This is a genomic window from Pseudomonas sp. MDT1-16 (assembly GCF_054898115.1).
In genome coordinates, this window is record NZ_CM142717.1 from 1,260,737 (window position 1) to 1,282,417 (window position 21,681).

The window sequence follows — 21,681 nt, forward strand, 5'->3', positions numbered from 1 at the left end:
TTATAGATTGAGTGTGAGGCTGACGTTGAAATTGCGCGGCTCGCCGGGGTTGACCCAGTAATTGCTGTACGAACGCTCGAAGTATTTCTCGTCGAAAAGGTTGTTCAGGTTCAGGCCTACAGTGACGTTTTCGCTGGCCTCGTAATGGGCTAGCAGGTCGACGGTGTGGTAGGCCGGCAGCTCGAAATCGCTGCCGGATTCGCCCGAGCGATCGCCGACGTAAGTGAACGCCGCGCCGACGTCAGAGCCGCGCAAATGGCCATTCTGAAATTCATAGACGCCCAGCAGACTGCCGCTGCGTTTGGCGACGCCTAGGATTCGGCTGCCTGTGGGAATCTCCTTGTCGCCCTCGGTGACCTCGGCGTCGATGTAGGCGAAGGCACCGATCACCCGCACGGCGTCAGTTACTTGCCCGGTGACTTGCAGGTCGAATCCCTGGCTGCGGGCCTTGCCCATGGCGCGGCTGGTGTCCGTGCCCGGGTCGAGTGCGAGGACGTTATCCTTTTCGATATGAAAGGCGGCGAGGGTGGTGCTCAAGCGGTCGTCGAACAGCTCGCTTTTGAGCCCGACTTCGTAACCGACGCCTTCTTCGGGGTCGAAGGATTTGCCGCCAGCGTCCAGGCCGTTGTTTGGTTTGAGCGAGGTGGAGGCGTTGGCGAACAGCCCGACTTGCGGTGTCAGCTGATAGAGCAGGCCGGCCCGCTGGGTCAACGCGTCGTGGTTCTGGCGGCTGGTGGCGCCGCGGCTGTGATCATCGATGCTTTGCTCAAAGTGTTCGAAACGTGCACCGAACATGCCGCGCAGTTTGTCGGTGAAGACGATCTGATCCTGCAGGTTCAGCGCCTGGCTTTCGACGTGTTCAAAAAAATTCGTGCCGGAGCGCGTGCCGTTGGGTTTCGGCTGGCCGTAGACCGGCTGATAAATGCCGATGGCGTAGGGGCCGCCGGCAATGCTCGTCACCCGTTCGTTTTTGCGGAAGTTCTCGTACTCGCTGCCAATCAGCAGTTCGTGCTGCCAGCTACCGAGGTCGAACAGACCGCGCAATTCGAGTTGGGTGATGCTGTCGTGCCAATTGGTATCGCGCTCGCGATAACGTCGATTGACGGTGTGGCCGTCGGCATTCAGCGGGCGATTTTCCGAGGCGTAACCCCAGAGTTGGCCTTCCTTGTAATGGCTGGCCAGACGCAATTTCCAGCTGTCGTTGAGATGATGTTCGAGCGCAGCTTGCAGCCTGTTGTTGTGGTTATCAATGTCGCCATCGTTGGGTTCGCCTAGGAAAGTCGAGCGAGAAACGCCACTCCATTTATTGTTAGGCGCGACGATGCCGCGATCGAACGTGGAACTGTGACGCACGAATTCGCTCTCCACCAAGAGGTTGGTGTCCGGGTTCAGTTGCCAACTGAAGGAGGGCGCGACGAACACTCGCTGGCTGTTCACATGATCACGAAAGCTGTGGTTGTCCTCGACGGCCAGGTTGATTCGAGACAACACGTTGGCGTCGTCATCCAGCGGCGTGTTGACGTCCAGCGCGGTGCGATAGCGATCCCAACTGCCGGCGCTGGTTTGCAACGTGGTGAACGCTTCGGGCTGTGGTTTCTTGGTGACGATGTTAACCGTGCCGCCCGGATCGCCTCGGCCATAGAGGCTGGCCGCCGGGCCTTTGAGCACTTCGATGCGCTCGATGTTGGCCACGTCCGGCGTACTCGGGTAACCACGGTTGGCGCTGAAGCCATCCTTGTAGAACTCCGACGTGGTGAAGCCGCGCACGCTGTATTCATAAAGCGTCAGGCCGCCGAAGTTGTTCTGCTTCGACACGCCGCCAGCAAAATCGAGGGCACGCTCGACGCTGGTGCTGCCCAGATCGTTAAGCACACTGACGGGAATGACGCTGATGGATTGCGGTATATCGCGGATCGCGGTGTCGGTTTTGGTCGCGCTGGAAGAACGCGTAGCGCGGTAACCCTTGACCGGGCCGGTGGGCGATTCGTAGTCGGAGGTGACGCTGATGGCGTCCAGTTCGAGGGTGCCGGACTCTTCGGCGAAGACCGGATACCCCAGCAGGCCGAGGGCAAGACTTGCCACGGAAGCCATTGTTCGAGACGACATGTTATGTTGTTCCAATATAGATATTGAAACAATATAACATGCCTAATGAGAATATCTGCTGTTAGCCCGAGAGTCTCGGGCCAGCGTTAGTCTTCTTCTTTCTCTTTAACCGGCGCCGGTGGTGGACGCAACCCGATCTCGGCGGTCAGCTTGAGCTCCTTGCCGTTGCGCATCACCTGAATCGTCACCTTGTCGGTTGGTTTGATCCGCGCAACCTGGTTCATCGAACGCCGACCATCACCAGCCGGTTCGCCGTCGATGGCGAGAATCACATCGCCCAATTGCAGACCGGCTTTCTGCGCTGGACCGTCGCGGAAAATTCCCGCGACCACAATGCCCGGACGCCCCGACAGACCAAACGATTCCGCCAGTTCCTGGGACAATGGCTGCACTTCGATGCCGAGCCAGCCGCGAATGACCTGGCCGTGTTCGATGATCGACTTCATCACTTCCATGGCCAGTTTCACCGGAATCGCGAAACCGATGCCCTGGGAGCCGCCGGATTTGGAGAAGATCGCCGTGTTGATGCCGGTCAGATTGCCGTTGGCATCCACCAGCGCACCGCCGGAGTTGCCTGGGTTGATCGCGGCGTCGGTCTGGATGAAATCTTCGTAGTTGTTCAGGCCCAGCTGATTACGCCCGGTGGCGCTGATGATGCCCATGGTCACGGTCTGGCCGACGCCGAACGGGTTGCCGATGGCCAGCGCTACGTCGCCGATGCGGATATTGTCGGAACGCCCGACCGTGATCGATGGCAAGTTCTTCAGATCAATTTTCAGTACCGCAAGGTCGGTTTCCGGGTCGCTGCCGATTACCCGGGCCAGGGTTTCACGACCGTCCTTGAGCGCCACCACGATTTGGTCGGCGCCGCTGGTCACATGGTTGTTGGTCAGCAGGTAACCTTCCGGGCTCATGATCACGCCGGAGCCGAGGCTCGATTCCATACGCTTCTGCTTGGGCGAGTTGTCGCCGAAGAAGCGGCGGAACTGCGGGTCCTCGAACAGTGGATGGTTCGGTTTGTTGATGACTTTGGTGGTGTACAGGTTGACCACCGACGGCGCGGCGGTGGTCACGGCGTCGGCATAGGACACGGGGCCCTGTTGCATGGTGGTGGTTTGCGGGGCTTGCTGCATGTTGACGTCGAGGCTCGGGAGCCCGACCCACTGCGGGTAACGCTGAATTATCAATAGAGCGATAAGCACGCCGGCCAACAGCGGCCAGCCGGAAAAACGCAGCGCTTTAAGCATTAAGCACGTCCTGAGAGTTGCAGGCGGTATGAGACTGCCCATAATGTCGCGCATTATACGAGGCGAAGCGTGCCTCTGAACGGGATATTTAGGAGTCTTTTATGGCCGTCGCCCTGAGCACTTTGGTCGAAGAAGCCGACCGTTACCTTAACAGTGCCAAGATTGCCGATTACTGCCCCAACGGGTTGCAGGTCGAAGGCAGGCCGCAAGTGATGCGCATCGTCAGTGGCGTCACCGCCAGCCAGGCTTTGCTCGACGCCGCGGTGGAAGCCAACGCCGACCTGGTGCTGGTGCACCACGGATACTTCTGGAAGGGCGAGAATCCGTGCATCACCGGCATGAAGCAGCGTCGGTTGAAAACCCTGCTCAAGCACGATATCAGCCTGTTGTCCTACCATCTGCCGCTGGATCTGCACCCGGAAGTCGGCAATAACGTCCAACTGGCCCGTCAGCTGGACATCACCGTTGAAGGCCCGCTGGACCCGGACAACCTCAAAGTGGTCGGCCTGGTCGGTTCATTGAACGAGCCAGTGACGCCCCGCGATTTTGCCCGTCGCGTGCAAGAAGTCATGGGACGCGAGCCGTTACTGATTGAAGGCAGCGAGATGATCCGCCGCGTTGGCTGGTGCACCGGTGGCGGTCAGGGTTACATCGATCAGGCCGTGCTGGCGGGCGTCGACTTGTACCTCAGCGGTGAGGCGTCCGAGCAGACCTTCCACAGCGCCCGGGAAAACAACATCAGCTTCATCGCCGCCGGCCACCACGCCACCGAGCGCTATGGCGTTCAGGCGCTGGGGGATTATCTGGCGCGGCGTTTTGCTCTTGAGCACATCTTCATCGATTGCCCGAACCCCATCTGACCTACGGGATCGCAGCCCAAACGCGGGGGTATATTCATATACCCTTTCGATCTAGTCGGTGTCCTGATTAGAAGAGGTTGCTGTGCTAGCATTCCCCGCTCGAACACGGCCCGCTGGCCGTCCATAAGATCGTTTTCGTGAGTAGCCATGGTCGACAAACTGACGCATCTGAAACAGCTGGAGGCCGAAAGCATCCACATCATCCGCGAGGTCGCCGCCGAGTTCGATAACCCGGTGATGCTGTACTCCGTCGGTAAAGACTCCGCCGTGATGCTGCACCTTGCGCGCAAGGCATTCTTCCCCGGCAAACTGCCGTTCCCGGTGATGCACGTCGACACCCGGTGGAAGTTCAAGGAAATGTACGCGTTCCGCGATCGTATGGTCGAAGAACTGGGCCTGGACTTGATCGTGCACGTGAACCCCGATGGCGTCGCGCAGGGCATCAACCCGCTGACCCACGGCAGCGCCAAACACACCGACATCATGAAAACCGAAGGCCTCAAGCAGGCCCTCGACAAGTACGGTTTTGATGCCGCTTTCGGTGGTGCCCGTCGCGACGAAGAGAAATCCCGTGCCAAAGAGCGCGTGTATTCCTTCCGCGACACCAAGCACCGCTGGGACCCGAAAAACCAGCGTCCCGAGTTGTGGAACGTCTACAACGGCAAGGTCAACAAGGGCGAGTCGATCCGCGTGTTCCCTTTGTCGAACTGGACCGAGCTGGACATCTGGCAGTACATCTACCTCGAAGGCATCCCGATTGTGCCGCTGTATTTCGCCGCCGAGCGCGACGTCATCGAGATGAATGGCACCTGGATCATGATCGACGACGAACGCCTGCTCAATCACCTGAGCGATGAAGACAAGGCGCGTATCGTCAAGAAGAAGGTCCGTTTCCGTACTCTCGGCGACTACCCGTTGACCGGTGCGGTCGAGTCCGAGGCCACCAGCCTGACCGACATCATTCAGGAAATGCTCCTGACGCGAACTTCCGAACGCCAGGGCCGGGTCATCGATCACGATGGCGCTGGCTCGATGGAAGAAAAGAAACGTCAGGGTTATTTCTAAGGGGTTGTCATGTCGCATCAATCTGAGTTGATCAGCGAGGACATCCTCGCCTATCTGGGCCAGCACGAACGCAAGGAAATGCTGCGCTTTCTTACCTGTGGCAACGTCGACGACGGCAAGAGCACCCTGATCGGGCGCCTGCTGCACGACTCCAAAATGATCTACGAAGATCACCTGGAAGCCATTACCCGCGATTCGAAAAAAGTCGGCACCACCGGCGATGACATCGACCTGGCATTGCTGGTCGACGGCCTGCAGGCCGAGCGTGAGCAGGGCATCACCATCGATGTCGCTTACCGTTATTTCTCCACTGCCAAACGCAAATTCATCATCGCCGACACCCCCGGCCATGAGCAGTACACCCGCAACATGGCCACCGGTGCGTCCACCTGTGACCTGGCGATCATCCTGGTCGATGCCCGTTACGGCGTGCAGACCCAGACCCGTCGCCACAGCTTCATTGCCTCGTTGCTCGGCATCAAACACATCGTTGTCGCCATTAACAAGATGGACCTCAACGGCTTCGACGAAACAGTCTTCGAGTCGATCAAGGCCGATTACCTGAAGTTCGCCGAAGGCATCGCGTTCAAGCCGACCACCATGGCTTTCGTGCCGATGTCGGCGTTGAAGGGCGACAACGTGGTGAACAAGTCCGAGCGTTCGCCGTGGTACACCGGCCAGTCGCTGATGGAAATTCTCGAGACCGTCGAGATCGCCAACGACCGCAACTACACCGACCTGCGTTTCCCGGTGCAGTACGTCAACCGTCCGAACCTGAACTTCCGTGGTTTCGCCGGTACGCTGGCCAGCGGCGTCGTGCACAAGGGCGACGAAGTCGTTGTGCTGCCGTCGGGCAAGAGCAGTCGCGTGAAATCCATCGTCACCTTCGAAGGTGAGTTGGAGCACGCCGGTCCAGGTCAGGCTGTCACGCTGACCATGGAAGACGAGATTGACATCTCCCGCGGTGACTTGCTGGTGCACGCCGATAACCAGCCGCAAGTGACTGATGCCTTCGACGCGATGCTGGTGTGGATGGCTGAAGAGCCGATGCTGCCGGGCAAGAAATACGACATCAAGCGCGCCACCACTTACGTGCCGGGTTCGATCACCAGCATCGTCAACCGCGTTGACGTGAACACCCTGGAAGAAGGTCCGGCCAGCTCGTTGCATCTGAACGAGATCGGTCGGGTCAAGATCAGCCTCGACGCAGCCATCGCTTTGGACGGCTACGCGAGCAACCGCACCACCGGTTCGTTCATCGTCATCGATCGTTTGACCAATGGCACCGTTGCGGCCGGCATGATCATCGCTCAGCCATTGAGCTACGGCACCAGCACGCATCACGGCAAACTGGCTCACGTCGCCACCGAAGAACGTGCCCAGCGTTTCGGCCAGCAACCGGCCACCGTGTTGTTCAGCGGTTTGTCGGGCGCGGGTAAAAGCACCCTGGCTTACGCGGTTGAACGCAAGCTGTTCGACATGGGCCGTGCGGTGTTTGTACTCGATGGTCAGAACCTGCGTCACGACCTGAACAAAGGTCTGCCACAGGACCGCGCCGGGCGTACCGAGAACTGGCGTCGTGCGGCTCACGTTGCGCGTCAGTTCAACGAAGCCGGTTTGTTGACCTTGGCAGCCTTCGTTGCGCCGAGTGCCGAAGGTCGTGAGCAGGCCAGGGACCTGATCGGCAAGGAGCGGCTGCTGACGGTCTATGTCCAGGCCTCTCCGGCGGTCTGTGCCGAGCGTGACCCACAAGGGCTGTACGCGGCGGCCGGGGATAACATCCCGGGCGATTCCTTCCCGTACGACGTGCCGCTGGACGCCGACCTTGTGGTCGACACCCAGTCGCTGTCGCTGGAAGAAAGCGTCAAGCAAGTGCTGGATCTGCTGCGTCAGCGTGGCGCGATATAAGCGTTAGCCATTAATAAAAAACCCGCCGATGAGTGATCATCGGCGGGTTTTTTTGTGCTCTTTAGATCGCCTTCGCGGGCAAGCCTCACTCCTACTGGTTCAGCGAGACCCCTGTAGGAGCGAGGCTTGCCCGCGAAGAGGCCGGTACAGGCGCCTTGTTACTTGGCTGGATACTCACGATGCATCTGCTCCAACAGCGCATCCTTGTCTTCCCACAACTGATTGATCCACCCCTGAAACTGCAGTCGATATTCCCCATCCTGGTCGTAGTTCTTGCCAATGAACTGCGGCGGAATCTTCAGTTCCTGAAAGTGCACCACCACATCCTTCACATTCCCACAGAGCAGATCCCAGTAACCGGGACGTCCGGCCGGATAGTGAATGGTCACGTTGACGATGGCTTCCAGCTGCTCACCCATGGCATCCAGCACAAACGCAATGCCGCCGGCCTTGGGCTTAAGCAGATACTTGAACGGTGATTTCTGTTGCGCATGCTTGCCTTCGGCGAAGCGTGTGCCTTCGACGAAGTTAAAAATTCCCACCGGGTTATTGCGGAACTTGTCGCACGTCTTGCGGGTGGTTTCCAGGTCTTTGCCTTTCTTCTCCGGGTGCTTCTCCAGATAGGCCTTTGAGTAGCGTTTCATGAACGGAAAGCCAAGCGCCCACCACGCCAGGCCAATCACCGGCACCCAGATCAGTTCCTGTTTGAGGAAGAACTTCAGCGGGCGGATGCGGCGGTTGAGCACGTACTGCAGCACCATGATGTCGACCCAGCTCTGGTGGTTGCTGGTGATCAAATATGAGTGCTGATAGTCCAGGCTTTCGAGGCCGCTGAGCTTCCAGCGCGTGTGCCCGAGCAAGTCCATCCACGCTTTGTTGTTGCTGATCCAGGCTTCATGGATGTGGCCCATTAGCCAATCGGTAAAGCGCTGGGCGGCGGGGAAGGGCAGCAGCAATTTAAAGATCGCCACGATGAACAGCGGGGTGCAACAGGCAATCGTGTTCAGAGCCAACAACATCGAGGCAATGACGCCTCGCAGCGGTGCAGGTAGGGAATCCAGCATTTAAAGATCCAAAGGTCGGTTGGCAGCTTGAATCGCGGTCAACGCGATGGTGTAGACGATGTCGTCGACTTGCGCGCCGCGCGGCAGGTCGTTCACCGGTTTGCGCAGGCCTTGCAGCATTGGGCCGAGGCTGACGCAATCGGCGCTGCGCTGCACGGCTTTGTGGGTGGTGTTGCCGGTGTTCAGGTCGGGGAATACGAACACTGTGGCGCGACCGGCGACCTGGCTGTTCGGCGCCAGTTGCCGGGCGACGGTTTCGTTGGCGGCGGCGTCGTATTGCAATGGGCCGTCGATCAACAGCGAGTTCTGTTGTTCGTGGGCGAGCAATGTCGCTTCGCGAACCTTCTCGACTTCTTCGCCGCTGGCCGATTCACCGCTGGAGTAGCTGATCATCGCCACGCGTGGGGTGATGCCGAATGCGGCGGCCGAGTCGGCGCTTTGCAGCGCGATCTCCGCCAGTTCGCTGGCGCTCGGGTGCGGGTTCATCACGCAGTCGCCGTAGACCAGCACTTCCTCGGGGAAGAGCATGAAGAACACCGACGACACCAACGTGCAGCCCGGCGCCGTTTTAATAAGCTGCAGGGCTGGGCGGATGGTGTTGGCGGTGGAGTGAATGACCCCGGACACGAGGCCGTCGACTTCATCCAGCGCCAGCATCATGGTGCCGATCACCACGGTGTCTTCCAGTTGCTGCTCGGCCATCGGCGCGTTGAGGCTTTTGCTTTTGCGCAGGGCGACCATTGGCTCGACGTAGCGCTCGCGGATCAGGTCCGGGTCGAGAATTTCCAGCCCCGGCGGCAACTCGATGCCTTGGGCACGGGCGACGGCTTCGACGTCCGCAGGTTTCGCCAGCAACACGCAGCGGGCGATACCGCGTGCCTGACAGATCGCTGCGGCTTGCACCGTCAGCGGCTCGCTGCCTTCGGGCAGAACGATGCGCTTGTTGGCGGCCTGGGCACGCTGAATCAATTGATAGCGGAACACCGCTGGCGACAGACGCATTTCCCGTGGTGTGCCGCAACGCTGGTGCAGCCAGTTGGCATCGAGGTGGCTGGCGACGAAGTCGGTGATGATCTCTGCACGCTCGCGGTCGTCGATCGGGATTTCCTTGTTCAAACCGTTCAACTGGTTGGCGGTGTCATAGGAGCCAGTGCTCACCGACAACACCGGCAGGCCAGCCTGCAAGGCGCCACGGCACAGGTCCATGATGCGCGGGTCGGGCAGGGTGTCGCTGGTCAGCAACAGGCCGGCCAGGGGCACGCCGTTCATGGCGGCGAGGCTGACGGCGAGGATGATGTCGTCGCGATCGCCGGGCGTCACCACCAGCACGCCGGGCTTGAGCAGCTCCACGGTGTTGCGCATGGTGCGGGCGCAAATGATGATTTTGGTCATGCGCCGGGTTTCGTAATCGCCGGCATTGAGAATCTGCGCGCCCATCAGATCGGCGACGTCACGGGTGCGCGGGGCGTTTAATTCCGGCTGGAACGGGATGCAGCCGAGCAGGCGGAAGTCGCCGCTGCGCAGCAACGGCGAATGCTCTTTCAAGCGCGAAGCGAAGGCCTCCATGCTCTCGTCGGTTTTGACTTTGTTGAGAATTACTCCGAGGACTTTCGGGTCTTTCGGGCCGCCGAACAATTGCGCCTGCAATTCCACGCGGCCAGACAGTTCGGTCAGCACTTCGTTTTCCGGCGCCGAGACCAGGATCACTTCGGCGTCGAGGCTCTTGGCCAAATGCAGATTGACCCGCGCGGCATAACTGGCGCTGCGGGTCGGGACCATGCCTTCGACGATCAGCACATCTTTGCCGACGGCCGCCTGCTGATAGAGGGTGATGATTTCTTCGAGCAGCTCGTCCAGCTGGCCGTCTCCGAGCATGCGCTCGACGTGTGCCAGACCGAGCGGCTGAGGCGGTTTCAAACCGTGGGTGCGGGCCACCAGTTCGGTCGACCGTTCAGGCCCGGTGTCACCCGGATGGGGCTGGGCAATTGGTTTGAAAAAACCGACTTTGAGGCCGGCCCGCTCAAGGGTACGTACCAGCCCAAGGCTGATGGAGGTCAGACCCACACCAAAATCGGTGGGCGCGATAAAAAAAGTTTGCATGCGGATTCTCTGGAGGTGCATGGCAATGGTGACAACCTATGACTGGCCGTCTACCGAAATTCAGTCGCCAAGGTTATCGCTAACCGAGCCTTGTGCGCACCAACCGCAATCAAAGGGCTGGCCTATTTTTTCAATACGTTGCGCGGGGTCCAACACCCAGGCGCGCGATTGCCAGGGCGGCTGGTGGCGCAGGTGCTGGGTGTGACCGCAGGAAAGCTCGGCCACCCAGTGCCCGTCCTCATCCTGATGGAAACCTGTGACCGTCGAGTCTTGCGCCGCGGCCCGTCTGTCCGGGTTGTGTTCGCTTTCGGGCGACTGCTTCGCTAAACTTGGCCATTCTTCATTCTTATGCAAAAGGTCTCGCCCCATGCTGATCGCCGCCAATAAGGCTGTCTCCATCGACTATACCCTGACCAACGACGCCGGTGAGGTCATCGACAGCTCCGCCGGCGGCGCGCCGCTGGTCTACCTGCAAGGCGCAGGTAACATCATTCCGGGCCTGGAAAAGGCTCTGGAAGGCAAAGCAGTCGGTGACGAACTGACGGTTGCCGTAGAGCCTGAAGATGCCTACGGCGAATACGCTGCCGAACTGGTCAGCACCTTGAGCCGCAGCATGTTCGAAGGCGTCGACGAACTGGAAGTGGGCATGCAGTTCCACGCTTCCGCTCCGGACGGCCAGATGCAAATTGTCACCATCCGCGACCTGGACGGCGACGATGTCACCGTCGACGGCAACCACCCATTGGCCGGCCAGCGCCTGAATTTCCAGGTCAAGATCATCGACATCCGTGATGCCAGCCAGGAAGAAGTCGCTCATGGTCACGTCCATGGCGAAGGTGGCCATCACCACTGATTTTCTGCGCTAAGCTCAGAGAACTGGAGAGGCGCCTGAGGGCGCCTTTTTAGTCCGCGGCTGTCCCTGGTGACACCGCCAAGTGGCTGTTTCGAGAAGAACACGGGAATTTGGAGTTCGTCATGAGTGCTTTTCACGACCTTAAATTGACAGGCCTGGATGGTCAGGAGCTACCTCTGGCGCCCTTCAAGGGGCACGTCGTGCTGGTGGTCAACGTCGCCTCCAAATGTGGCTTGACCCCACAATATGCGGCGCTGGAAAACCTCTACCAGCAATACAAAGCCAAGGGTTTCAGCGTGCTGGGCTTGCCGTGCAACCAGTTTGCCGGGCAGGAACCGGGCACCGAGCAAGAGATCCAGGGGTTTTGCAGCCTTAACTATGGCGTGACCTTTCCGTTGTCCAGCAAGCTGGAAGTCAACGGTCACGAACGTCATCAGTTGTACCGCCTGCTGGCAGGCGAGGGTGCGGAGTTCCCGGGGGACATTACCTGGAACTTCGAGAAATTCCTGCTGGGCAAGGATGGTCGCGTGCTGGCGCGGTTCTCGCCACGCACGCCGCCGGATGATCCGACGATCGTTCATGCGATTGAAAGAGCGCTGAGCTGAACCCAAAAAATCGCAGCCACCGAGCTGCGATTTTTTATGCCTGCCTTTTGAACCTTAATCACCGCAATCAATAGTGCTGTGCAGCGCTTGTTGCTCCGCATATTATCGCCGTCATAAAATTTCCATCCCGTCGATATCGTTTTCGTGGAGTGCCCCATGCCAGTCAAAGCCCTGTTCAAACCGTTCCACCTCGGCACCCTCGAACTGCCGACTCGCGTCGTCATGGCGCCGATGACCCGCTCGTTTTCGCCGGGTGGCGTTCCCAATTCCAAAGTGATCGAGTACTACCGTCGTCGCGCCGCCGCAGGTGTCGGCCTGATCATCACCGAAGGCACCACCGTCGCCCACAAGGCTTCCAACGGCTACCCGAACGTGCCGCATTTTTACGGTGACGCAGCGCTGGCCGGCTGGAAGAACGTGGTCGACGCGGTTCATGCTGAAGGCGGCAAGATCGTTCCGCAGCTGTGGCATGTCGGCAGCGTGCGCCGCATCGGCACCGAGCCGGATGCCAGCGTGCCGGGTTACGGTCCGTCGGAGAAATTGAAGGACGGTCAGGTCGTGGTTCACGGTATGACCCAGCAAGATATCCAGGACGTGATCGCCGCGTTCGCCCAGGCCGCCAAAGATGCCCAGAGCATTGGCATGGACGGCGTGGAAATTCACGGTGCCCACGGTTACCTCGTGGACCAGTTCTTCTGGGAAGGCAGCAACCAGCGCACCGACGAATACGGCGGCAGCCTGGCCAACCGTTCGCGCTTCGCCATTGAACTGATTCAGGCGGTGCGTGCGGCGGTCGGTGAAGGCTTTCCGATTATTTTCCGTTTCTCCCAATGGAAGCAGCAGGATTACACCGCGCGTCTGGTGCAAACACCCGAAGCGTTGGGCGAATTTCTCAAACCGTTGTCCGATGCCGGCGTGGATATTTTCCACTGCTCGACACGCCGTTTCTGGGAACCGGAATTCGACGGTTCCGAGCTGAACCTGGCAGGCTGGACCCGCAAGCTCACTGGCAAGCCGACCATCACGGTGGGGAGTGTCGGCCTGGACGGCGAGTTCCTGCAGTTCATGGTCAACACCGACAAGATCGCGCAGCCGGCCAGTCTGGAAAAACTGCTGGAGCGTTTGAACAATGATGAATTCGACCTGGTGGCGGTAGGTCGTGCGCTGCTGGTGGACCCGGACTGGGCGCAGAAAGTGCGTGATGGCCGTGAAGAAGACATCCTGCCGTTCAGCCGTGAGGCGTTGATGACCCTGGTTTAAGCCGAGGCTCAAGGCTTGAGGCAAGCGGGGTCTGACAAGCCCCGCGCAATTGCCCCTCAAACTGCTCGATAATCGCCGGCCAACCCTGCCGACTCGCATGCTGACGCGCATTAAGCCGCACGCAGCGTAAGGTTTCGCGCTTCTCCAGCAGCCAACACGCTGCATCGCAGAACGCCTCTTCGTCCCCCGGCATCGCCAGTACACCGTTGTAGCCATGGCGGATGTGCTGAGCCGCCGCCGCTTGATCGTAAGCCACCACACCCAAACCCGAAGCCAGTGCCTCAAGTACCACGTTGCCAAAAGTCTCGGTCAGGCTCGGAAACAGAAACACATCCCCCGACGCGTAGTGACTGGCCAGGGCTTCGCCGCGTTGTGAGCCACAAAAAATCGCCTCGGGCAGTTCCTTCTCAAGTGCCGCTCGTTGCGGACCATCGCCGACTACGATCAACTTTATCGTTTGCTGTGGATAAGTCGCTTTCAGCGCGTCGAAACTGTGCTTGAGCAGGCCCAGATTTTTCTCCGGTGCCAGGCGTCCTACGTGGATGACAGCAATGTCGTCGTTACCCAGCCCCCAACTATCACGCAGGGCATTAATCCGTTTGGTCGGGTGAAACAACTGGCTGTCGACCCCTCGGGACAGCAACGCCAGGCGCTCGAAATGCCGGCGCTCCAGTTCCAACCGCTGGCTCACGCTGGGCACCAGGGTCAGGGTCGAGCGATTGTGAAACCAGCGCAGATAGTGAGTCAGTAAACGTGTCAGCAATCCGAGCCCATATTGGCTGGAGTACTGCTGGAAATTGGTGTGGAAGCCACTGACGACCGAAATCCCCAAGCGCCGTGCCGCGCGCAAGGCCGACAATCCCAGCGGTCCTTCCGTGGCGATGTACAGCACGTCCGGCCGATGACGCTTCCAGCGCCGCAGCAATTTGTGCATCGACGACTGGCCCCATTGCAAGCCGGGATAGCCCGGCAGCGGCCAGCCCCGACACAGCAACAGCGCATCGTCGCTGCCCAGTTGCTGGTCGCAAACCTGACGAGGTCGCACCAATTCCACCTGATGCCCGCGCGCGCGCAAGCCGTCGCACAAGCGGCCAAGGGTATTGGCTACGCCGTTGATTTCCGGTGGGAAGGTTTCGGTGATCAGGGTGATATGCAGAGCTGTCGTCATGACCTCAGTGTCGGCTGAGGCCATGTCGTCAGTGTGACGGTGGGATGATGGATTTGTGACGGGCTCAGCGTTGGGTCACCAGGTTTTCAGCCCCGCGCTCGCGCACCCAGAACAAGGTCGCACCCGCCACCGCCGCCGGCATCATCAGGATGTTGACCACCGGAATCAGCAGCACCAGATAAACACTCCCGCCGAAACTCATGCTCTGCCAGCGCTTCTCGCGCAACCAGGCAAGCATCTCGTTCCAGCCCAGTTTGTGGTTGTCCGCCGGGTAGTCGATGTATTGGATCGCCATCATCCACACCCCGAACAGCAACCACAGTGGCGCAGCGATGATGTTCACCACCGGAATGAACGAAAGGATGAACAACCCGATGGCGCGCGGCAGGAAGTAGCCGAGTTTGCGCATTTCCCGGGCCAGGGTGCGAGGGATCATGGCGATCAGTTCGCCCCAGCTGAAGGCCGGGAAGTCGTCGGTGCCGCGCACCACCACTTCGACTTTCTCCGCCAGGAAACCGTTGAATGGCGCGGCGATGACGTTGGCCAGCATGGTGAAGGTAAAGAACACCATCAACACCACCAGCACCACGAACAACGGCCAGAGGACATAATTGAGAAAACTCAACCAATCGGGCAGGGACGGCATCAATGTATCGACCCACAGGCTGAATTGATGGCTGGCCAGGTAGATCAATCCGACGAACAGCACCAGGTTGATCACCAGGGGCAACAATACGAACAAGCGCAGGCTTGGGCTCAGGACCAGCTTGAGGCCTTCGCGCAGGTATTGCGGGCCGGACAGAACGGGGGCGGGCATAACGTGCTCCGAGCAAAGGGGAAACGCGCCGACCTTACCGGCTTTGTCTGACGGGCGAAAGCGCGGTAGCAGCATCGACATTAACTGTAACAAAGGCGCCTATCTCTCCCTCGTGATGGGATAGAGACCGCCTATGAGCTGGATTGTTAAACCGTATTTCCTTAATCTTCGCCCCCTCGATACGCTGCACCCAATCTTTTTACAGGACTGTCGAGCTCAAGCCTTCCCCAAGTGCTTTCAACGGTCCTTTTTTATTCCCGCCGGCAACCCGGCGTTCCGGGCCAGAAGTTTCGGGCCGGTCAACAGGAGCAGGTCATGTCTGAAGTCCGTCATTCGCGAGTGATTATTCTCGGTTCCGGCCCTGCCGGTTACAGTGCTGCGGTGTATGCCGCCCGTGCCAACCTCAAGCCACTGCTGATCACCGGCATGCAGGCCGGTGGTCAACTGACCACCACCACCGAAGTCGACAACTGGCCGGGCGACGTCCACGGCCTGACCGGCCCGGCGCTGATGGAGCGCATGAAAGAGCACGCCGAGCGTTTTGAAACCGAAATCGTCTTCGATCACATCAATGCGGTCGACTTCGCTGCCAAGCCATACACCCTGACCGGCGACAGCGCGACCTACACCTGCGACGCCCTGATCATCGCCACCGGCGCCAGCGCTCGTTACCTGGGCCTGCCGTCGGAAGAAGCGTTCATGGGCAAAGGCGTTTCGGCCTGCGCAACCTGCGACGGTTTCTTCTATCGCAACAAGCCAGTGGCTGTGGTCGGTGGCGGTAACACCGCTGTTGAAGAAGCGCTGTACCTGGCCAACATCGCCAGCACCGTGACCCTGATCCACCGTCGCGAAACCTTCCGCGCCGAGAAGATCCTGATCGACAAGCTGAATGCCCGGGTTGCCGAAGGCAAGATCGTCTTGAAGCTGAACTCGACTCTGGACGAAGTCCTGGGCGACAACATGGGCGTAACCGGTGCCCGCCTGAAGAACAACGACGGCAGCTTCGACGAGCTGACAGTCGACGGCGTGTTCATCGCCATCGGCCACACCCCGAACACGTCGTTGTTCGAGGGTCAGTTGACCTTGAAAGACGGTTACCTGGTGGTGCAGGGCGGCCGTGACGGCAACGCCACTGCCACCAGTCTCGAAGGCATCTTTGCTGCCGGTGACGTGGCTGACCACGTTTACCGTCAGGCCATCACCTCGGCCGGCGCCGGCTGCATGGCCGCACTGGACGCCGAGCGTTACCTTGACGACCTGCAGAACGCTTCGTTCTGATTGCGTTGTAATGAAAAAACAGGCCTCGGTTATTCCCCCACCTAGGAATACATAGTTAGGGTCTTTCTAGACTGTAACTACACAAATACCCCTCTATGAGGGGTATTTTTTTGACATCGCTAATCTGAAAGCCATACCGTGATTTAGCAGGGTATGTAGGTGAATTGAGTCCCATGTGCGAAATCGCATCGTACTTGGCCATTCATTTGCGCTCGATCAGGCAATCGAAAACAACTCTGAGAATCATCTGGCCGGCCTTCCCACCTCACGAGGTGGCGCAAAATTCAAAGTGCGAACTTAGTCTTTTACTGTGAGGAGGCCGTGATGAAATTTTGTGGCATAGACCTGCATTCGAACAACGGTGTTGTGGTGGTTGCCGACCGGCTACATTCATCCGCCAAGGAATGACCGCCTCTATGTGTGACGACAGTTGTATCGCGGTTGGTGCCAGCACCTATGAATGAAGGATCATCTTGAAAATGCAATTGCAAATTTGTATCATTCGCTTTCAATTCAGCGAAGCAGGGAATGCAGCGCCAAAACAATAATAAGGTCAAGGCAATGCTCAAAATGCTTCTCGTATACGGTCATCTGCTCGCTACGTGTATTGCCCTGGGGAGGGTGTTGCAGGCGGATCACAAGCTGTGGAGTTGGCGCAAGGAAATACTGGACCAGGCGAGGCTTGAGTACCTTGATGAAACTCAGAGGATCGTCACCCTCGCACTACTGGCTCTTTGGGCAAGCGGACTGTTGCTGGTGCTTCAGGGTTATCTCAATGAAGGCGACGCGTATCTGCTCAATCAGAAACTCTGGGCCAAGGTAACTGTCGTCGCGCTGCTTAGCCTCAACGGTGCATTATTGCATCGAGTCGGCTTCCCGTTGCTGCAAAAGGCTCCATTCGTCGCACTGCGCAGTGCAGGCCGCACGCGGCTCGCCTTGTTGGGTGCGCTTTCCATGAGCGGTTGGCTGTTCGCCGCTTTCCTGGGGGTGGCTCGAGCCTGGAATCACGTGTTGCCTTATCTACATGTGATGGGCGCATTCGCCGCATTCTCGTTACTGGCTTGTTGCGTGGCACTTGCAGTCGCCGGTAGGGCGGGCAGTGTCGGTGCGCAAAAATCCTCGGTACCGGGGTAGCTATCAATAACGTGCAGCCGGTAGCCTGGAGTTTGTCGAGCCATGGTGGTCATTGTCCGCTGCGGCCACCGCCAGCGCTTGAACCTGCACCTGTCCCGGCGCCGCTGCCACTCGAACCGCCCTTCAAGTCTAAACATACAAGCGAGCAAGCTCGCTCCCACAAGTTTTTTCGTCGCCGAAGTCGATTGCGATCAGCCGCGCAATCTCTCCTGGACAAAATCCATGAGCTTCAGCGATTGATAGATCGCATTGGCGGCAACGCGTCCGAACGGTCCACCATTCCAGTCCAGCAGGTACGATTTGAACAACTGATACCGTGCACTTTCTCCACACACCGCTTCAGCGATCACCCGGCCGCCAATCGAGCCGGTATTCAAACCATGTCCACCAAACGAGGTGCAGGCCCAGACGCCCGGTTCCAGCAATCCCAGGTTGGGCATCTTGTTGGTGGAGTAACCCATCAGGCCGGACCAGGCGAGTTCGATGTTAACCGGGGCCAGTTGCGGATAGACCGAGACCATATCCGCCTTGAGCATCGTCGCCAGGGCTTTCTCGTTCTGTTCGTTGCGGGTGGTGATGCGTCCGCCCCAGAGCAGGCGGTCACCTTCGACCACGCGGTAGTAGTCCGAGGCGCGGCGGTCGTCGGAGAACGCGGCGTCCGAGTCAAGGACGTTTTTGATCGAGTCGCCCAAGTGTTCGGTCAGCACCACATAGGTGGCGATGGGCAGGTAGGCGCGGCTGAGTTTTTGCAGCTCTGGCCCTCCGTAACCGCCGGCGCAGAACACCAGGTCCTGGCAGCGTACGGAGCCGTGAGCCGTCTGGACAATGTTGTCGGCGCCGTCGCGCCGCCAGGCCAGCATTTTTGATTGTTCGAAAATTCGGCCTCCCGCTGCTTCGATGGCGAGGGCCAGTCCCAGACAATAATTCAGTGGATGAAAGTGCAGGGCGTTCGGATCTTCGATGCCCTGGAAATAGCGCAGGGTGTGGGCCCGCTCACGGACCTGATGGGTGTCGAGGTAGTTGAGTTCATAACCGAAGTCACGGCGCATCGTGTCGATGTGGTTTTTCACGCCAGCACTGTCGTCGTAGCGCTTGACCTGAATCGTACCGGCGGATGGATCGCAGCCAGTCAGTGCCAGTTCGGCGATGTTGCGGCGGACAATCTCCACCCCCTCGACCGACATTTGAAAGAGTGCCTTGGCCTGTTCCAATCCAAGTTTCTTGCGTATCGCTCCCGACCCTTCAGCCCAGCCCGGCGAGACCACGCCGCCATTTCGACCGGAGGCGCCCCAGGCGACGTGCTGGGCTTCGAGGATGATCACGCGTTTGCCGCGTCGGGTCAGTTCCAGGGCGGCGGTAAGGCCGGCGATCCCGGCGCCGATGATGCAGGCGTCGCAGGTTTCGTTGGTGTGCAGTTCGGGCCTGGCTGCGCGGGGCAGCGAGGTTTGGGAATACCAGGTGGTGGGGATGTTGTGCATGGTGAATCCTTAAAAGATCGCAGCCTCGAGCAGCGCCTGCCAAAGTGCGCGTGCCAGGCATGCGATCTGGGGGATTGGCTTACTTGACGGTCGAATAGTCCACGCCGTACCACTTGGTCGACAGTTTGGTCAGCGTGCCATCCTTGTGCATCGCGCCGATGATTTCACCGAGCTTGGCCTTCAACTCCGCGTCCCCCTTGTCGGTGGCAATGGCCAGGGGTTCGTAGAACACCACGCCGTTGTCGACGGCACGCAGCGGGTAGTTTTTCTTGATGGCCGCTTCCAGCGTGCTGCGCTGAGTCAAGATCGCGTCCAGACGGACACCATCACCCAGTCGCAGGTCATCCAGCGGTCCAAGGGAGCCGGCATAGGTCTTCATCTTCTTGGTCTGTACGTCGTAGGTGACGGGTGGCAGATCGGTGGATTCGATGGCCAGCGCCTGGTTGAGGTAGTCTTCGGACGTGGTGCCGCCTTCAACCCCGATGGTTTTGTCATTAAGGGCTTTGTGGTCGGTTAACGTGGATTTGTTGTGTACCGCAAACACGTAGGGCACGTAGTAATAGGTCGCGGGGAAATCGAGAATTCGCGCGCGACTTTTGGTGGCGGTCATCGAGCCCACGGACATGTCCCAGCGCCCGTTCCATTTGCCGGCGGTAATCACGTCCCAATCGGGGGTGATGAACTTGACCTCGACGCCGAGACGCTTGGCGATCTCCTTGGAAACGTCGATATCAAACCCGTCGATTTCATTCTTGTCGTTGATAAACCCCTGGGGTGGCCAGGTCGCCGACGTGGCGACGGTCATTGTTTTGCTGCTCTGGATTTTGTCCAGAACGGCACCGGCGTTGGCGGCGCCGACGAACACCAGCGACATTGCGGCTGCGATTACGTGTTTTTTGCTGACCATGTCCATCTCCACTTATCGTTATTGTTATGAAGGGGCAAAGCGGTGCTCAGTGACCAATGATCTGTGACAGGAATTTCTGTGCGCGTTCGGTTTGCGGGTTGTTGAAAAACTCGGCCGGGGTGGCTTGTTCGATCACCTGGCCTTGGTCCATGAACAGCACGCGGTCGGCGACCTTGCTGGCAAAACCCATCTCGTGGGTCACGCAAATCATGGTCATGCCGTCGGTGGCCAACTCGCCCATCACGTCCAGCACCTCGTGGACCATTTCCGGGTCCAGCGCCGAGGTCGGCTCATCGAACAGCATCACTTTGGGGTTCATGCACAGCGCCCGGGCAATCGCGACGCGCTGTTGCTGGCCACCCGACAGTTGCGACGGGTACTTGTGCGCATGCTCGGCAATTCTCACCCGCTCCAGGTAGACCTGAGCGCGCTTTTTCGCTTCGCCGCTCGACACGCCTTGCACAAGTTGCGGGGCCAGGGTCAGGTTGTCCATCACGCTCAAATGCGGGAACAGGTTGAAGCTCTGGAACACCATGCCGATTTCCCGGCGCACGGCGCTGACACTTTCTGCCTCGCTGGTGAGGGTGATGCCGTTGACCTGGATGTGGCCTTTCTGGAAGTTTTCCAGGTGATTGATGCAGCGAATCATCGTCGATTTTCCCGAGCCTGACGGCCCGCACACCACCAGGATTTCGCCCGTAGCGACGTTCAGGTCGACATCGCGCAAGGCGTGAAAATTGCCGTACCACTTGTTCAGGCCAGTAATGGAAATCATCGAGGGACTGGTCTGCGCAGCAGGTGCCATGTCAATGAGTTCAGCGGTATTGGTTCGAGTCATCACGCATCAACCCCTTGCAATGGATCGGTTGACCCTTTTTTCGATCCGCGCCTGCACCCGTTCGAGGATGAACGACAGGGCCCAGTAAATCATCGCGGCGGTGATTAGCATTTCCAGGTGGCGGAAGTCTGCGCGGCCCTGGGTCTTGGCCAGGTACATCAGTTCCCAGACGCCGATCACCGACACCAGCGAACTGTCTTTGAGCATGGCGATGAACTGATTACCGGTGGGCGGGATGATCACCCGCAAGGCTTGCGGCATGATCACCCGGCTCAAGGTCTTGAACGGACTAATGCCCAGGGCTCGCGAGGCTTCCCACTGACCCACCGGAATGCTCTGGATGCCCGCGCGAAAAATCTCGGTCATGTAGGCGCCGTAACACAGCGACAACGCGAGGATGCCGGCCGGCACTGCGTCCACCACATAACCCAGTTGCGGCAGTCCCAGGTAAATCAGGTAGATCTGGATCAGCAGCGGAACACCGCGAAAGAACGAGGTGTAGAACGAGGCGATGGCATTGGCGAGGCCGTTGTTCGACAGCTTGGCCACTGCCCCGATCAACGCCAGCACGAAGGCAATCACAATCGCCACGGCGGAGATGTACAGCGTGGTTGCAGCGCCCTGGATGATCAGGAAGCCGATCTTGTCGAGGATGAAACTGTAGGAGAGGTCGAAGGTGTCGAAGAACGCCAGGAACAGAATCAGCAGTTCGATCCAGACCACGGTGGTCTGCACCTTGAATTTCAAGCGTCCGAGGACGTGAAAGTTCAGCGTCCCCAGTGCGGCAATGGCCAGGCCGATGGCGATATTACGAGCGGTCAGGCTGTCCGAGGTATTGCCCAACAGCGGATGCAGGAAATGACTGAGGGCGCTGTTACCCAGGTTCATCAGGTAGGAGCCGAGAAACAGCACGACGGCTACGCCAAGCAGGAATTGAGGATCATTGGACTTTTTTTTATAAATTATATTGTCGTGATACATGACTGCCTCAGG

General features: G+C 59.1%; 19 protein-coding genes. 8 read left to right on the top strand and 11 right to left on the bottom strand.

Annotated elements, in window-relative coordinates:
• Positions 1 to 2,106 (bottom strand): TonB-dependent siderophore receptor, encoded by a 2,106-nt coding sequence (locus tag ACYZT3_RS05595; RefSeq protein ID WP_462031668.1) that lies wholly within the window; start codon positions 2,104 to 2,106, stop codon positions 1 to 3.
• Between the two features lie 86 nt (positions 2,107 to 2,192).
• Positions 2,193 to 3,353 (bottom strand): Do family serine endopeptidase AlgW, encoded by a 1,161-nt coding sequence (algW, locus tag ACYZT3_RS05600; RefSeq protein WP_449643760.1) that lies wholly within the window; start codon positions 3,351 to 3,353, stop codon positions 2,193 to 2,195.
• A 101-nt stretch (positions 3,354 to 3,454) separates the two neighbouring features.
• On the opposite strand from algW, the gene ACYZT3_RS05605 reads away from it, so the two are divergent.
• The 3 genes from ACYZT3_RS05605 (at position 3,455) to cysN (ending at position 7,186) form a co-directional block, all read left to right on the top strand.
• Positions 3,455 to 4,213 carry a Nif3-like dinuclear metal center hexameric protein gene (locus ACYZT3_RS05605; protein WP_282375121.1) on the top strand — a complete coding sequence of 253 codons (759 nt, stop codon included), beginning with the start codon at positions 3,455 to 3,457 and terminating at the stop codon, positions 4,211 to 4,213.
• A 147-nt stretch (positions 4,214 to 4,360) separates the two neighbouring features.
• Positions 4,361 to 5,278: a sulfate adenylyltransferase subunit CysD gene (gene cysD / locus ACYZT3_RS05610; RefSeq protein ID WP_131061189.1), complete on the top strand. Its 918-nt coding sequence runs from the start codon at positions 4,361 to 4,363 to the stop codon at positions 5,276 to 5,278.
• Between the two features lie 9 nt (positions 5,279 to 5,287).
• Positions 5,288 to 7,186: a sulfate adenylyltransferase subunit CysN gene (gene cysN, locus ACYZT3_RS05615; protein WP_282375125.1), complete on the top strand. Its 1,899-nt coding sequence runs from the start codon at positions 5,288 to 5,290 to the stop codon at positions 7,184 to 7,186.
• Positions 7,187 to 7,344: 158 nt separating this feature from the next.
• On the opposite strand, the gene ACYZT3_RS05620 is transcribed toward cysN, so the two are convergent.
• Genes ACYZT3_RS05620 through ACYZT3_RS05630 form a run of 3 tightly spaced genes read right to left on the bottom strand, consistent with a single transcriptional unit; the run spans position 7,345 to position 10,749 of the window.
• The gene (locus tag ACYZT3_RS05620; RefSeq protein WP_462031669.1) at positions 7,345 to 8,250 is read right to left on the bottom strand and encodes an acyltransferase; all 906 of its coding nucleotides are present in this window, start codon (positions 8,248 to 8,250) and stop codon (positions 7,345 to 7,347) included.
• Positions 8,251 to 10,350 carry a phosphate acetyltransferase gene (pta, locus tag ACYZT3_RS05625; RefSeq protein ID WP_282375127.1) on the bottom strand — a complete coding sequence of 700 codons (2,100 nt, stop codon included), beginning with the start codon at positions 10,348 to 10,350 and terminating at the stop codon, positions 8,251 to 8,253.
• Positions 10,351 to 10,410: 60 nt separating this feature from the next.
• A complete protein-coding gene (locus ACYZT3_RS05630; RefSeq protein ID WP_462031670.1) occupies positions 10,411 to 10,749 on the bottom strand; it encodes a DUF3565 domain-containing protein in 339 nt (112 codons plus the stop codon).
• Here ACYZT3_RS05630 and ACYZT3_RS05635 point away from each other — a divergent pair.
• The 3 genes from ACYZT3_RS05635 (at position 10,718) to ACYZT3_RS05645 (ending at position 13,068) form a co-directional block, all read left to right on the top strand.
• Entirely contained in the window at positions 10,718 to 11,203 is a 486-nt protein-coding gene (locus ACYZT3_RS05635; protein WP_045061434.1) for an FKBP-type peptidyl-prolyl cis-trans isomerase, read from the top strand. The two genes, ACYZT3_RS05630 and ACYZT3_RS05635, sit on opposite strands and share 32 nt — an antisense overlap.
• Positions 11,204 to 11,325: 122 nt before the next feature.
• Complete coding sequence (locus ACYZT3_RS05640; RefSeq protein ID WP_462031671.1) at positions 11,326 to 11,808, top strand: glutathione peroxidase; 483 nt, start codon at positions 11,326 to 11,328, stop codon at positions 11,806 to 11,808.
• Positions 11,809 to 11,964: 156 nt separating this feature from the next.
• Complete coding sequence (locus tag ACYZT3_RS05645) at positions 11,965 to 13,068, top strand: NADH:flavin oxidoreductase (RefSeq protein ID WP_462031672.1); 1,104 nt, start codon at positions 11,965 to 11,967, stop codon at positions 13,066 to 13,068.
• On the opposite strand, the gene ACYZT3_RS05650 is transcribed toward ACYZT3_RS05645, so the two are convergent.
• Together ACYZT3_RS05650 and cysZ are read right to left on the bottom strand one after the other, a co-directional pair.
• Positions 13,037 to 14,260: a glycosyltransferase family 4 protein gene (locus tag ACYZT3_RS05650; protein WP_462031673.1), complete on the bottom strand. Its 1,224-nt coding sequence runs from the start codon at positions 14,258 to 14,260 to the stop codon at positions 13,037 to 13,039. The two genes, ACYZT3_RS05645 and ACYZT3_RS05650, sit on opposite strands and share 32 nt — an antisense overlap.
• Before the next feature lie 40 nt (positions 14,261 to 14,300).
• Positions 14,301 to 15,053 (bottom strand): sulfate transporter CysZ, encoded by a 753-nt coding sequence (cysZ, locus tag ACYZT3_RS05655; protein WP_282375131.1) that lies wholly within the window; start codon positions 15,051 to 15,053, stop codon positions 14,301 to 14,303.
• Positions 15,054 to 15,368: 315 nt separating this feature from the next.
• On the opposite strand from cysZ, the gene trxB reads away from it, so the two are divergent.
• A complete protein-coding gene (trxB, locus tag ACYZT3_RS05660) occupies positions 15,369 to 16,331 on the top strand; it encodes a thioredoxin-disulfide reductase (protein WP_131061180.1) in 963 nt (320 codons plus the stop codon).
• Positions 16,332 to 16,892: 561 nt separating this feature from the next.
• Positions 16,893 to 17,465, top strand: coding sequence for a hypothetical protein (locus ACYZT3_RS05665; RefSeq protein WP_282375328.1), 573 nt, complete (start codon positions 16,893 to 16,895; stop codon positions 17,463 to 17,465).
• Positions 17,466 to 17,656: 191 nt separating this feature from the next.
• Here the strand turns inward: ACYZT3_RS05665 and ACYZT3_RS05670 are convergent, their stop codons facing one another.
• The 4 genes from ACYZT3_RS05670 to ACYZT3_RS05685 all read right to left on the bottom strand — a co-directional run bounded on the left by ACYZT3_RS05670 (position 17,657) and on the right by ACYZT3_RS05685 (position 21,669).
• The gene (locus ACYZT3_RS05670; RefSeq protein WP_282375133.1) at positions 17,657 to 18,943 is read right to left on the bottom strand and encodes an NAD(P)/FAD-dependent oxidoreductase; all 1,287 of its coding nucleotides are present in this window, start codon (positions 18,941 to 18,943) and stop codon (positions 17,657 to 17,659) included.
• A gap of 79 nt (positions 18,944 to 19,022) precedes the next feature.
• Positions 19,023 to 19,850, bottom strand: coding sequence for a transporter substrate-binding domain-containing protein (locus tag ACYZT3_RS05675; RefSeq protein ID WP_462031674.1), 828 nt, complete (start codon positions 19,848 to 19,850; stop codon positions 19,023 to 19,025).
• Positions 19,851 to 19,896: 46 nt separating this feature from the next.
• Complete coding sequence (locus ACYZT3_RS05680) at positions 19,897 to 20,625, bottom strand: amino acid ABC transporter ATP-binding protein (RefSeq protein ID WP_462032339.1); 729 nt, start codon at positions 20,623 to 20,625, stop codon at positions 19,897 to 19,899.
• A gap of 69 nt (positions 20,626 to 20,694) precedes the next feature.
• A complete protein-coding gene (locus ACYZT3_RS05685; RefSeq protein ID WP_282375136.1) occupies positions 20,695 to 21,669 on the bottom strand; it encodes an amino acid ABC transporter permease in 975 nt (324 codons plus the stop codon).
• Positions 21,670 to 21,681: the final 12 nt, after the last annotated feature.